Below are 12,852 nucleotides of genomic sequence, written 5' to 3'. Positions count from 1 at the left end.
AATCTGATATGCGTAACCTAATTCAGGAATATTCAGTATTCTCCCAATATTTTGCCCCCCGAGGCAAGGAGCGTTTGCTCTTCCTCGGGGAACAAATCGCCCATCGCCACCTTACCTTCCCTGATCGACTGATCGGGATTGTAGGTGATGCGGGGTCCGGAAAATCGTCTCTTATTAAAGGAATGTTCCCTGGATTAGAACTTTCCAATGATGATGATGCCATCAATCCGCGTAAGATCATGCAAGTACGGGAGCTCTTTGACAATGTGCAGGAAGCAACGACCTATCACATCGATATGCGTTTTCAGATGGCTTTCACACAAATGCACGAGATCGTCGATTTCGTGCGTAACGCTTTGGAACACAACCGAAGGGTGGTTATTGAACATTTCAATCTGCTCTACCCTGCTTTGGGGGTAAATGCCGATATTATTGTCGGTATTGGAGAGGAAATTATAGTTACACGTCCAAGTCTGTTCGGTCCCGAGCCACAGTGTATCTACGAAATTGTACATGAATCATTGGTGTACCGCAAGATGGCACATACCGTCGAAGACATCACCATCTATATACTGAACCGGGATTTCGGAATCAGTGAAGAAATGTTTTACAGTTCCGATATGCGAAATGGGTTTGTTTTGAAATTCCCAAAGGAACCTAGAATCGATTTCGATAAACTCTCAGAGAAAGTCCATGAGATGATTGACATGCACCTTGATGTAAGCTACTACGATGAAGAACATATCAAGATTGGCGATATCATCAAACAATGCAACGGCCCTCGTTTCCATATCCGCAATACGTCTGAAGTGAAACATTTCTCATTTGTAAAACATATGATCAAGGACACAAAAACGAAGGAATACTGTCTTATAGGTAGGTTGAGCGATGACACAGATGTGGAAATTAGCAAGTTGAATACATTACACTTTTTGAAACGATGTGATAACCAGAATTAAAATTATTAAAATAAGATCATGAGAGAAATACGAACGGAACAGATTACGGAACTGGTTGAAAAACTCTGCATAGATGCCAACTGCCGCTTATCAGATGATATTTATTCTTGTTTAGGTAAATGTTGTACAACTGAAAAGTCGCCGTTAGGTCAAAAGGTTTTGGGCACTCTGGTGGAGAATGCCCGGATGGCCCGCGAGAACTTCGATCCCATTTGTCAGGATACAGGCATGACAGTAGTGTTTGTCACTGTCGGACAGGATGCTCACGTTACAGGTGGCTCGCTGGAAGATGCCATTAACGAAGGCGTACGAAGAGGATATGAAAAAGGTTTCTTACGTAAATCAGTAGTCAAAGATCCACTTGACCGTGTGAATACCAAAGATAACACGCCGGCTGTGATTCATTACGACATTGTTCCGGGTGATGAATTTCATATCACCGTTGCTCCCAAAGGGTTTGGAAGCGAGAACATGAGTCAGTTGAAAATGCTTAAACCCAGTCAAGGATTACAAGGCGTGAAAGATTTTGTTATACAAACTGTATCCGAAGCCGGAGCAAATCCTTGCCCGCCCATCATTGTTGGCGTAGGCATTGGTGGCACGATGGAGAAAAGCGCACTGCTCAGCAAGAAAGCCCTGCTGTTACCTGTTGACCAGGCAAACCCAAATCCCGACTTGGCAAAAATTGAAGAAGAATTGCTCCAATCCATTAACGATTTAGGTATTGGCCCTGCCGGTTTTGGAGGAAGCACCACTGCCTTGGCTGTTCACATCGTGACCTATCCCACTCACATTGCCGGGCTTCCGGTTTCGGTGAATATTGGTTGCCATGTTACCCGCCATTCCGAGGGACATTTGTAAACCCTCTACAATGGAAAAGAAAATTTAAACAATCTCGATTGAAAATTTATAATGGAAGAGAACATACAACTTACCACTCCCCTCTCTGAGGAGACCATCAAGAAACTGAAAGCCGGGGATATGGTTTACATTTCGGGTGTCGTTTACACCGCCCGTGATGCTGCTCACAAACGAATGTGCGAATTGCTTGACCAAGGTGAGCCGATGCCATTCGACTTTACTGGTGCCGCGATCTACTATGCTGGGCCCTGTCCGGCAAAACCAGGCAGATCCATCGGTTCTGTTGGTCCCACAACCAGTGGACGGATGGATTTGTATGCCCCCCGCCTGATGAAAGAAGGATTGAAAGTAATGATAGGCAAAGGCCTGCGCAACCAGGAAGTAATTGATGCCATTGTGAGCACTAATGGTGTTTATTTTGCCGCCATTGGTGGAGCTGCTGCCCTGATGGGGCAAAGCGTGCAAAGCGCTGAAATCGTCGCCTTTGAAGACCTCGGTACCGAAGCCGTCCGCCGTTTGGTCATGGAAAATTTGCCGGTAATTGTTGCCATCGATAGTCAGGGTAGGAATATTTATGATGAAGGAAGGAAGGTTTATCAGCAATCGCTCTAACAGAATTCATTTTAACCAAAAATCATACACAACAGTTTAGAATCGCTGCGAGCTTGAAGGCCATCTGGCATACCAATACAATAAAAACAATCGCAGAGTACAATTAAACCCAATGAATTCGAACTTCTCCGGGGGCACATCCAATTATACAGTAGCAGGTCCACTTAATGATTTACATACTGTAACACGATTTATTGTGATTCAACACCTCCTCAAGCTTCGCCCTTAAATCATCAGTTTTAGGAGTTTCTATAGACAATCCGGACAGGAAAGGAAGCTTGGTTAAAAGTTATTGAAAGTGATAAATCAGAATGGACACAACTATGCGTATAAAAGAAGATGGAATATCAAAAAGTATTGAATGATATATATAATGAGGTAAGCAAGCTACCTAAAGTTGGAAGTGTAGCTACTTCAATTCCGGAATTAGCAAAGGTTGATCCTGATAAGTTCGGTCTTTATCTTACAACATTTGAAGGTAAAAATTTTTCTTTAGGCGATTATCAGGAAAAGTTTTCCATTCAGAGTATTTCCAAAGTCTTAACGCTGACTATGGCTTTGACTTTTCTGGATGAAAAGATTTGGGAGAGGGTAAGCGTGGAACCATCGGGCAACGCATTTAACTCGTTAGTACAGTTGGAATACGAACAGGGAATTCCCCGAAACCCCTTTATTAACGCCGGAGCCTTGGTTATTGCCGATATGTTGGTAACTGTTTTGAAAGATCCAAAGCAGGATTTTTTAGCGTTTATCAGAATGCTTACAGGCATCCCGACTATAGATTTTAATCTGAATGTTGCAAAATCAGAAAAGGAAACCGGATTTAGAAATGCGGCTATGGCTAATTTCTTGAAATCGTATGGGAATATTAAAAACGATGTTGACACGGTTTTGGATTTTTATTTTCACCAGTGTTCAGTAGAAATGAGTTGCAAAGAGTTGGCTCAAGCCTTTTATTTTTTGACCAACGGAGGGCGAACCCAGACGGGTAAGAGAATCTTATCAAAATCTCAGGTGAAACGTACAAATGCCTTGATGCAAACCTGTGGATTCTATGATGAGTCGGGTGAGTTTACATACAAGGTGGGGTTGCCCGGAAAAAGTGGAATAGGAGGCGGAATTGTTGCTTTGTTGCCCGAAAAATTTGTTGTGGCTACATGGAATCCTCGATTGAATAAGAAAGGTAACTCAGAATTAGGAATGAAGTCCTTGGAATTATTGACTACCAAAACCGAATTGTCGATTTTCTGATTGGAAACCTGAATAAAATGACAACCCCAACTTCCAATCGACTGAGGAATTTGGGATTTTTTATCAATGATCAATATCCAAACCGTCAAAACAATCACATACTCCACTTATAATGAGACATATACCAAAAATAATTCATTGAGTTAAACTACCTTCTTTCCAGGAAAATGTTGAAATATTTTATTAAATTACAATTGAAGTACTTATTCTAAGTAATTTTTTCAAAACTAAAAATATGAAACCTCTACTTTTACGCTCGACAATTTGCTTGTTCTTATTAATGGCAGGGACTTATTTTAGTTCATCTGCGCAAACGAAAAAAGTATCTTTTAACACTTCAAGCGTTGTACCCAGCGCTGAAGGTACCGTAAAGGTAAAAAAGGATAAGAATGGCAATTATGCCATCAACATTAATATTGACAATTTAGCAGAACCTAAGAGACTAACGCCTCCTAAGAAAGTCTACATTGTATGGATGGAAACTGCAGAAAAAGGAATCAAAAGCGTTGGTCATATAAACAGCTCTAGTTCCATGTTTTCGAAAGCCAGAAAGGCAGCAATTGAAACAGCAAGCCCTTATAAACCTGTCAGAATTTTTGTTTCCGCCGAAGATGATGAAAATGTGGAAGAACCAGGAACGGTGGTAGTGCTAACTACCGATTCGTTTTGGTAGGATTTAAGAAATTATTCAAATGAGATCCGGGATTACAACCCGGATCTTTTTGTTTACAGAAAACACCGTTTCATGAATAAAAACAACTGGTTTTATTTTATTAAACCGGGAAAAATCGGAACGAGCTGTAATAGATATTTTCAAACAGTTGTAGAGGCTCTTATCTTTATCTTGGCATCTAACACTACGGTTTTGTCCTCATAAGATTTATCAGAAATTTTATTTAGTATCATCTCGGCAGCGGTGCGTCCCATTTCTTTTAAAGGCTGTTCCACAGTTGTAAGTTGGGGATAAACTAAAGTTGAAAGTGTTGTACCGGAAAAGCTTGCCACCGCCACCTGCTCCGGTATTTTTATGTTTTGCTCGCGCAAGTAATTCATTGCTCCTATGGCAAGTGTATCTGTAAAAGCAAAAATGCTATCAAACGGTAAATTCGACTCAAGCAACTGCCTGGCTGCGTTCATGCCATCATCAAATGTTAAACCTGTTTTTATGACCAATTCAGGTGAATAAGGAATTTTATGCTTTTCAAGAGCTTTCTTATAACCTTTAAACCGTTCCGCAGAATTGTTGATGTACGATGGACCATGCAAATGAACAATATTTTTTCTACCTGTTTGAATAAGGTGCTCCACCATAAATACCGATTTCATGTAATCATCGACAATCACCTGAGAGCCCTCCATCTCTTTTGAAATCCGGTCGTAAAACACCATGGGTATTCCCTTTTGCTGAATTTGCAAATACAAACTCTGATTAACCGCCTGATCACACACGCAAATGATGATCCCATCTACCTGAAACTGCTCCATCAACTGCAAATTCTTTTTTTCTGTTTGTGGATCTTCTTCCGACTGGGCGATGATCACCCTGTAGCCTTCGGGCCATAATATTTCCTGGATACCCTCCAAAACCTGAGATGCAAACGGTGTGATCATTTCCGGCACGATGACACCAACGCTATTAGAACGCCCCAATTTTAAATTAACAGCTGTGAGGTTAGGTTTATAACCAAGTTCCTGGGCGGCTTGTAAAACCTTTTCCCTGGTTTCCTTCCGTATATTCTTGTCGTTAGTTAATGCCCGTGAAATAGTTGAAGTAGACAGCAATAAATGCTTTGATAGATCTTTAATTGTTACGGGCTTTTTCATGAATGGTTGAGTAAAAATTTTAAGGCAAAGCCTGCTACACACCTACTAAACACTGAATGTCAATAGAATAGAACAAATAAAGGCAGTGATTTCAACTAATAAAACCTTAATTTTCTATATAAAATACAAAAAAATGGGAACGTTTGCAGATTTTGGGAACGTTCCCGCAAACGTTCCCAACGGATTCTCAATCTTTTTGTAAAGGCTTTTTTACACGAGCAATCTACATTTGGAGAAAATTTATAGTTTATGAATTCTCAAATTATTAATTCACAAGTAATTAACTACAACTTCCAACGCGGTAATGTAAAATCGGGGATCGTACATATCGGCGTAGGAAACTTCCACAGGGCACACCAGGAATATTATACCAATAGCCTGCTCGAAGATCCAACTCAACAACAATGGGGAGTTTGCGGAGTTGCCATGTTGCCATCTGATGAGGCATTAGTGCAAAAATTAAAAAGCCAGGATGGAGAATACACAGTTACTGTGTGTGGGAGAACAGGAAACGATTCTATAGTAAAAATCGGATCGCTTGTTGAATTAATCTGGGCAGTTGAAACCCCTATTGCCGTGGTCAGCAAAATTGCAGATGCTTCTATAAAGATCATCACGCTCACCATTACAGAGGGTGGTTATAATATTGATAAAACAACCAACGAATTCATCCTTTCAGATAAAAAGGTTCAGCATGATATTGCAAACCCTCAAACTCCAACTACTGTATTTGGCTTTATAGCCGAAGGATTACGTCAACGTAAAGCAGCCGGTATCGGAGGTCTTACTATTCTTTCGTGTGATAACCTGCAACATAATGGCAAGGTTACCCAAAAGGCATTTACAGCATTCATTGAGGCACAAGATCAGGATTTGGCGCATTGGATAAAAACAAACGTAACGTTCCCAAACAGCATGGTCGACAGAATTACGCCTGTTACTACCCCTGCTGACATGAAGCGATTAAATAAACTCAGTGGTATACAAGATCTGGCTCCGGTTTATTGTGAAGATTTTATTCAATGGGTTATTGAAGATAACTTCATTGCAGGAAGACCAGCCTGGGAAAAAGTAGGTGTAGAGTTTACCAATGATGTTTCTAAGTATGAGAACATGAAGCTGAGCTTGCTAAATGCTTCGCATACCCTCCTATCTTATCCTTCGTTGTTGATCGGCTACCGAAAAGTGGATGATGCCATGCACGATGCAACGATCATTCAATTCGTGCGTGATTTCATGGATATTGATATTACACCTTACGTACCGGCTCCTGAAAACACCGATTTGGATGTTTACAAAACTACACTTATCGAACGTTTTGCAAATCGTTCGGTTAGTGACCAGATCAGCCGCCTTTGCTCGGATGGTATTTCAAAATTCCCTGTTTACATTATGCCAAATCTGGCTAAAATGATAAACGACGACAAGGACCTTACCCGTGTTAGTTTTTTAGTGGCAGCTTATCGTCATTACCTGAAATACAAAACCGACGATAAAGGTTTAGAATTTCTGTTAAACGAACCTTGGCTAACCAGCGATGATCAACTGCTTATTGACAGCAATGATCCGTTAGCTTTCCTTGGTCTATCCGCCTTCCAAAGCATCGATCTAAAAAGCGCTTCAAAATTTGTTGAACAATACGTGGAGTTTGTTTCAAGAATTAAAGAAGAAAACACGCTGGAGGTACTAAATTCCATTGTAGGATTATCAGTGGCTTAATCAAACTAAAGTAAAACGAAAACAGAAAGCTAAGCGCATCATGAACTCTAAAGCACCGAGCAGAATACTGCCCTTCGTAATTGTTACTTTTATCTACTTTATAGTAGGTTTTTTAACAACCATAAATGAGCAGTTACAGGCTCCCTTAAAGTTTACTTTTTTATCGCATGCAGGCGATTTAAAAAATACTCTTACCACTTTAATTTCATTTTTCTTTTTCCTCGGATACCTGGTCAATGGAACACTGGGTAGTAGATGGGTGAACAAGCACGGATATCAAAAGACCATTATCCGGGGACTGATGTTTATCATATTAGGCTTGTCGATTTATTTAACGGCTGCTTTTATAGGTCATGAGTTTCCTCATTTAGATTTTCAGATAGGAAGCATCATCATACCTTATGGTTATTTGATCTTTCTTACCGGGTCTTACATTATGGGATGTTCGGCTGCAATAATACAGGTAGTTGTTAATCCATATGTGGCATCCTACAATTTGCCGGGAACACAACCTGTACAAAGACTGAATATTACCACAGGAATAAACTCTATAGGTACCACAACTGCACCTTTCTTTGTAACCGTGGTAATGTTTAGCGGAGTATCTATTGAAAGTATAGAGATCAAACAATTGCTTACCCCTCTATTCATACTAATTCTTTGTGTGGTGGCTGTATTGGTATTAACCAAGAAACTTCACATTCCTGATCTTCCGGCTACAAGAGCTACAAAGGGTGAGGTATTAGAAAGAAGCATTTGGTCGTTCAGACATTTTGCACTGGGTGTAATGGCGATTTTCTTTTACGTAGGTACCGAAGTTGCCATAGGTGCTAACATTAACCTGTATGCATTGGAATTATTAGAATCCGGAGGAAAAATTACCTTCTTCGGGAGAGAAGATATGATCATTGGCGGCATTGATTTTGGCGTTCACGCATTATTATCTACGCTTTACTGGGGAGGATTCCTTGTCGGCAGAATCGTTTCAAGCTTCTTTAGCAAAATTTCAGCTAGAGTGCAGCTGACCACCACTACCATTATAGCTACTATACTCATCCTTGTTTCAATGGTTGAGCAAAATCTGTGGTACCTGGTTGCAGTTGGACTTTTACACTCATCAATGTGGAGCTGTATCTTCTCGCTTGCGATCAAAGACCTTGGAAAATATACTTCAAAAGCTTCAGGTGTTTTTGTGTCCGCAGTATTTGGAGGGGCAGTGTTCACCTTACTTCAGGGAGGTTTAGCAGATTTCTTTGAATCATGGAGATATACCTGGTTGCTTAACGTAGCATGTGAACTGTTGATGCTTAGCTATGCATTGTTTGGCTATAAAATCAGACCTCAAGACCGCCAGGTTGCTGTTGCAGAGGGAGAAGAGGTGCTAGCGCATCATTAATCATCATAATTATTCACCATCTGGCTGCAAACCATAGCTTAAACGCTTTTGGTTTGCAGCCTAACCATAAACCAATTAAAACCTAAACTTATAATGAATACTACCCTAAATCATCGATTTAACTGTGGTGTTTCCATTACAAAAGCTGCTCTCCTGATTTTAATGTTAACAACAAGCATTTTCGCCAATGCACAGGATAGCCTTAAAAATAAGCCATTCACTGATCACTTACACTCCTCCTTGCAATTCCGAAACAATCACCTTTGGAGAGGCTCTGAAGTGGCAACAGGATTAGTTTATACCGGAAATCTTTATGTGCAATACGGTAATGTATACGGTGGATTTTGGGCAGGTGGCAATACAACCGGTTCGTACAAAGAGTTCAACACCTATGTGGGTTTTAAAGTAAAAAACTTCTCTGCCGAACTGTGGGATATCTATAATTATTCTCCGGGGGCCGGGTATAACAATAGGGAATTCTTCAATTATAACTCGTATGAAACGGGGCGTTTCTGGGACTTGAGAACTAACTATACCATAAGTAATAAAATCCCATTAACACTCAGCTGGAATACTGTTATCTTTGGTAGAGACCGAAATCTTTCAAACACTGAAAACCGCTATTCTACTTTTGTATCAGCTGAATATCCTTTCGTTAAAAACGATAAATGGGAAATCAGTGGTAGAGTTGGTTACAGTTTCGCATTAAATAATACCAAAGGTGAAACAGGCAACTTTTTCGCTCCAAAAGCTGGAGTCAACGAAGTGAGCCTGATGTTTACAAGAAATTTGAAAATAGCGAACTACACACTTCCCGTAGGTTTTTGGCCCATGTGGAATCCCGTTACCAATAAGGCCTATTTTCAATTTTCAATACAGCCTTTCTCATTTTAACATTCATTTTTTATCATAGATTTTAATCAAATGGAAAATAAAATTAATGTAGCCTGTTTTGGAGAAGTGTTATGGGACATTTTTCCGGGAAAAGAAAAAAAATTAGGTGGCGCTCCCTTTAATGTGGCCTATCACCTGTTTAAAATGGGCGCTACGGCCAGGATGATCAGCAGCATTGGCAACGATGAACTTGGTCGTGAGATCATAGAGAAAATACAAAAATGGAATATGACGGTGGATGGAATTTCTATCGCTGAAAATTATCCTACAAGTACCGTAATTGCTGATATTGATGAGCACAATGATGCACATTACACCATTTCAGAAAATGTAGCCTGGGATTATAACCAACCCAAACAAGATGATATCGCCTTTTTAGAGCAGGCAGATGCACTTGTTTTTGGCTCTTTAGGTGCAAGAAGCAAAGTGTCGGAAAAAGCCTTGTTTGAGTTGATCGAGAAAAGCCGTTTCAATGTGTTCGATATCAATCTTCGAAAACCTTTTTACAATATTAACCTGATAAATGAGCTGCTGAAAAAAGCACATTTAGGTAAGTTCAACAAGGCTGAAATGCTTATTGTGTTAGAGTCATTTGGAAAAGAATATACCACTGAAAGAGATGGTGTTAAATTTTTGCAAGACAAGTTTGACCTGAAGGAAATAATCGTTTCAAAAGGCAGCAAAGGTGCTTTATATGCCATTGAAGACCAATTTTACCTTTGTCCGGCTGTGCCGGTACAGGTAAAAGACACCGTAGGTAGCGGAGATTCGTTTCTGGCAGGCTTTTTATCAAAACGCCTTCAAAAAGGAGCAACACCTTATGACATCATGTCTCAGGCAGTTACTTTGGGTGCATTTATAACTTCGAGCGAAGGCGCTTGTCCGGAATATACATTACAAGAATTCGAATCATTTAAGAAACAGCAATCCGTTTCATTACAACCGGTATAGTTGGATTGGAAAGTTCACTTTCTAAAATTAAATGCTAATTATATACAGCCAGACTGCAAGAGCTTCCCGGAAGCTTTTGGGAAGCTCAACAGTTCTTATTCAAGTATTCATCATATGATCCCGTCGAATGACGGGATTTTTTGTTTCTACTTCCTTGCTTTACATCTGCATCATTTATTCTAAGTCTTTAAATCAGTTCGATTTGAGTTTCACAGAAAATCCAACATACCATTTAAAAGCTGTATATTAACAATAACCTGATACATAGCTTTTTACTTTCATCAAACCAATAAACTAATAGTAGGTGACCATTAACTCCTTCGAAAATTTGCACAAACCATCAAAACAATCAGAGTATGCTTAAACATCTATTATGTTCTCAACTGGTGATTGCTTTACTGACCATCACACAACTCGCATTCGCACAAACCAAATCTGATTCTACAAAAACTAAAAATAAGAAAGTAAGGTTTGCAGCCATCCCAATAATTAATTACAACCGCACACAGGGCATTATTGTTGGAGCCATGACCTCAGCCTTTTATAAAGTAAACAAAAACGACACTGTATCACCGGTTTCAAATACCGGATTGATGGGCATTTATACTGCCGAAAACAGCTGGATAGTTGGCGTAGGACAGCAATTATATTTAAAGCAAGACAAATGGCGTGTACGCGCTTATGCTGTAAAGGGGAATGTCAATTATCAATACTTCAATGGAGAGGCGAACAACAATGCTGGGCAGTACGAAGATTATTCGAATGATGTTAAAATGGTGGTGGGGCAATTTCAACGTAAAGTTTATAAAAGGATCTACGCCGGACTCTATGGAGAATACAACAAGACTAAAACTATTTTTAATGCATATAATGATTCTGTTGACGTACAAAACATGAGCAATATAGGTTATGTCATTAGCCAGGATAGCAGGGACGATGTTTATTTTCCAACCACCGGGATCTTTATGAACTTCAAAAATCAGTTTTACCGGGAGTGGTTAGGGACCGACAATAATTTTATCCGTTATCAGCTCAATTACAACCAGTTTTTTGATGTGAAAAATGATAAAAGGCATATATTGATAGCACGGGCCAATTTAAATATTGCTACCGGCTCAGTACCCTTTCAGGGACAGGGCATAGTAAGCAGTGATGATATACGAGGATATTCGCAAGGCGAATTCCGAGGTAACCAGATTTATACAGTTCAATCAGAATATCGTTGGATGTTTAACAATTCAAGATTTGGAATGGTGGGATTTTTTGGACTGGCTTCGGCTGTAGAATCTTTTTCCGACATTTTTAGTTCACAACTATTACCCGGTGGAGGTGCCGGAGTGCGTTTCAGACTCATTCCTTCCATGAAAATTAATATTGGGGTTGATGCAGGTTTGGGAAAGAATGATTACAGCATAACATTCAGAATTGGCGAATCATTTGGAAGGTAGTAATTTAGGCCCCAGATCACGGAGATGTACGCCGAATAAATGATTAACGAATCTGCGAAAATCAGCGAAATAAGCGGGAATTTCTTAGCGAGTAGAACAATGAATTAAGCAGAAATTATCTTTGCAATTGAAGCTTATAACCTAAAAAAGTGATGATGCTACCATGAGCAATGATTTTATTTGCAAATTCATTAAACCCGATAAATCTATTGCCGACTTTGTTGAAAGTATCGGGATGTTTCACAACCAATCGAATGAAGCAAGAGAAGTGGTTGTAATGCCTGATGGACGGGTTGATCTGTTCTTTTCGCAATCTGCATCAGAGCCTTTTCATGTTACACTCATTGGTTTAGATACTTTCCCTGAAAAAAGGAGCCTTCCTCCTCAAACACTTGCTTTCGATATAAATTTTAAACCCCTTGCCGCCGAATATATTTTACAAACTTCATTAGCCGATATATCAAATGGCGCCAAAGATCTTCCTGATGGCTTTTGGAATTTCAATGCCGATGATTTGAAAGATTTTGATGCATTTTACCGGAAAGCCACCAAAAAAATAACCGAGCTTTTGCCGCTTGAAGTAGATGAAAGAAAACGCAAGCTTTTCGACTTGATTTATTCATCAAATGGCGAAATGAGCGTAAAGGAACTTTCTGAAAAAGTATCATGGAGCAGCAGGCAGATCAATCGTTACTTCAATCAACAATTCGGGCTTTCATTAAAAACCTACTGCAACATTCTACGTTTCAGAGCCTCATTGGAACATATTGCAGAAGGTAAACTTTTTCCTGAGCTAAACTTCACTGATCAAACCCATTTCATAAAAGAGATCAAGAAGTTTTCAGGTGTAGCGCCTAAAGAATTATCCAAAAATCAAAACGACCGATTTTTACTATTATCCGTCCTAAAGCAGCAATAGTTTTGCAAGCGTAAAACT

12 protein-coding genes are annotated in these 12,852 nt (G+C 39.7%); 11 read left to right on the top strand and 1 reads right to left on the bottom strand.

Annotated features, from left to right (window positions below; all coding sequences use genetic code 11):
- Positions 1–8 precede the first annotated feature (8 nt).
- The 5 genes from C3K47_RS09610 (at position 9) to C3K47_RS09590 (ending at position 4,356) form a co-directional block, all read left to right on the top strand.
- The gene (locus C3K47_RS09610) at positions 9–959 is read left to right on the top strand and encodes a lantibiotic ABC transporter (protein ID WP_103788923.1); all 951 of its coding nucleotides are present in this window, start codon (positions 9–11) and stop codon (positions 957–959) included.
- A gap of 18 nt (positions 960–977) precedes the next feature.
- Positions 978–1,820, top strand: a complete 843-nt coding sequence (locus C3K47_RS09605; protein WP_103788922.1) for a fumarate hydratase — start codon at positions 978–980, stop codon at positions 1,818–1,820.
- A 51-nt stretch (positions 1,821–1,871) separates the two neighbouring features.
- The gene (locus C3K47_RS09600; RefSeq protein ID WP_103788921.1) at positions 1,872–2,432 is read left to right on the top strand and encodes a Fe-S-containing hydro-lyase; all 561 of its coding nucleotides are present in this window, start codon (positions 1,872–1,874) and stop codon (positions 2,430–2,432) included.
- 339 nt (positions 2,433–2,771) lie between these two features.
- Positions 2,772–3,683 carry a glutaminase gene (locus C3K47_RS09595; RefSeq protein ID WP_103788920.1) on the top strand — a complete coding sequence of 304 codons (912 nt, stop codon included), beginning with the start codon at positions 2,772–2,774 and terminating at the stop codon, positions 3,681–3,683.
- Positions 3,684–3,918: 235 nt separating this feature from the next.
- The gene (locus tag C3K47_RS09590; protein ID WP_133159361.1) at positions 3,919–4,356 is read left to right on the top strand and encodes a hypothetical protein; all 438 of its coding nucleotides are present in this window, start codon (positions 3,919–3,921) and stop codon (positions 4,354–4,356) included.
- Between the two features lie 140 nt (positions 4,357–4,496).
- On the opposite strand, the gene C3K47_RS09585 is transcribed toward C3K47_RS09590, so the two are convergent.
- Positions 4,497–5,507 carry a LacI family DNA-binding transcriptional regulator gene (locus C3K47_RS09585; protein ID WP_103788918.1) on the bottom strand — a complete coding sequence of 337 codons (1,011 nt, stop codon included), beginning with the start codon at positions 5,505–5,507 and terminating at the stop codon, positions 4,497–4,499.
- A gap of 249 nt (positions 5,508–5,756) precedes the next feature.
- Between C3K47_RS09585 and C3K47_RS09580 the strand changes: the two genes are divergently transcribed.
- The 6 genes from C3K47_RS09580 to C3K47_RS09555 all read left to right on the top strand — a co-directional run bounded on the left by C3K47_RS09580 (position 5,757) and on the right by C3K47_RS09555 (position 12,834).
- The gene (locus C3K47_RS09580) at positions 5,757–7,226 is read left to right on the top strand and encodes a mannitol dehydrogenase family protein (RefSeq protein ID WP_103788917.1); all 1,470 of its coding nucleotides are present in this window, start codon (positions 5,757–5,759) and stop codon (positions 7,224–7,226) included.
- A gap of 40 nt (positions 7,227–7,266) precedes the next feature.
- Entirely contained in the window at positions 7,267–8,622 is a 1,356-nt protein-coding gene (locus C3K47_RS09575) for an MFS transporter (protein WP_103788916.1), read from the top strand.
- 93 nt (positions 8,623–8,715) lie between these two features.
- Positions 8,716–9,516 (top strand): hypothetical protein, encoded by an 801-nt coding sequence (locus C3K47_RS09570; RefSeq protein WP_243392527.1) that lies wholly within the window; start codon positions 8,716–8,718, stop codon positions 9,514–9,516.
- A 30-nt stretch (positions 9,517–9,546) separates the two neighbouring features.
- Positions 9,547–10,467, top strand: coding sequence for a carbohydrate kinase family protein (locus tag C3K47_RS09565; RefSeq protein ID WP_103788915.1), 921 nt, complete (start codon positions 9,547–9,549; stop codon positions 10,465–10,467).
- A 356-nt stretch (positions 10,468–10,823) separates the two neighbouring features.
- Positions 10,824–11,915, top strand: coding sequence for a BamA/TamA family outer membrane protein (locus tag C3K47_RS09560; RefSeq protein ID WP_103788914.1), 1,092 nt, complete (start codon positions 10,824–10,826; stop codon positions 11,913–11,915).
- 163 nt (positions 11,916–12,078) lie between these two features.
- Entirely contained in the window at positions 12,079–12,834 is a 756-nt protein-coding gene (locus C3K47_RS09555) for a helix-turn-helix domain-containing protein (protein ID WP_103788913.1), read from the top strand.
- The last annotated feature ends 18 nt before the right edge of the window (positions 12,835–12,852 follow it).

It is taken from the genome of Solitalea longa, assembly GCF_002920915.1.
GTDB classification, from domain to species: Bacteria; Bacteroidota; Bacteroidia; order Sphingobacteriales; family Sphingobacteriaceae; genus Solitalea; species Solitalea longa.
This window is presented reverse-complemented; position numbering and strand designations above follow the sequence as displayed.

Excerpts from the sequence above, each read along its gene's own strand:
- C3K47_RS09610 (WP_103788923.1), top strand. The coding sequence starts at position 9 with ATGCGTAACCTAATTCAGGAATATTCAGTATTCTCCCAATATTTTGCC.
- C3K47_RS09605 (WP_103788922.1), top strand. The coding sequence starts at position 978 with ATGAGAGAAATACGAACGGAACAGATTACGGAACTGGTTGAAAAACTC.
- C3K47_RS09600 (WP_103788921.1), top strand. The coding sequence starts at position 1,872 with ATGGAAGAGAACATACAACTTACCACTCCCCTCTCTGAGGAGACCATC.
- C3K47_RS09595 (WP_103788920.1), top strand. The coding sequence starts at position 2,772 with ATGGAATATCAAAAAGTATTGAATGATATATATAATGAGGTAAGCAAG.
- C3K47_RS09590 (WP_133159361.1), top strand. The coding sequence starts at position 3,919 with ATGAAACCTCTACTTTTACGCTCGACAATTTGCTTGTTCTTATTAATG.
- C3K47_RS09585 (WP_103788918.1), bottom strand. The coding sequence starts at position 5,507 with ATGAAAAAGCCCGTAACAATTAAAGATCTATCAAAGCATTTATTGCTG.
- C3K47_RS09580 (WP_103788917.1), top strand. The coding sequence starts at position 5,757 with ATGAATTCTCAAATTATTAATTCACAAGTAATTAACTACAACTTCCAA.
- C3K47_RS09575 (WP_103788916.1), top strand. The coding sequence starts at position 7,267 with ATGAACTCTAAAGCACCGAGCAGAATACTGCCCTTCGTAATTGTTACT.
- C3K47_RS09570 (WP_243392527.1), top strand. The coding sequence starts at position 8,716 with ATGAATACTACCCTAAATCATCGATTTAACTGTGGTGTTTCCATTACA.
- C3K47_RS09565 (WP_103788915.1), top strand. The coding sequence starts at position 9,547 with ATGGAAAATAAAATTAATGTAGCCTGTTTTGGAGAAGTGTTATGGGAC.
- C3K47_RS09560 (WP_103788914.1), top strand. The coding sequence starts at position 10,824 with ATGCTTAAACATCTATTATGTTCTCAACTGGTGATTGCTTTACTGACC.
- C3K47_RS09555 (WP_103788913.1), top strand. The coding sequence starts at position 12,079 with ATGAGCAATGATTTTATTTGCAAATTCATTAAACCCGATAAATCTATT.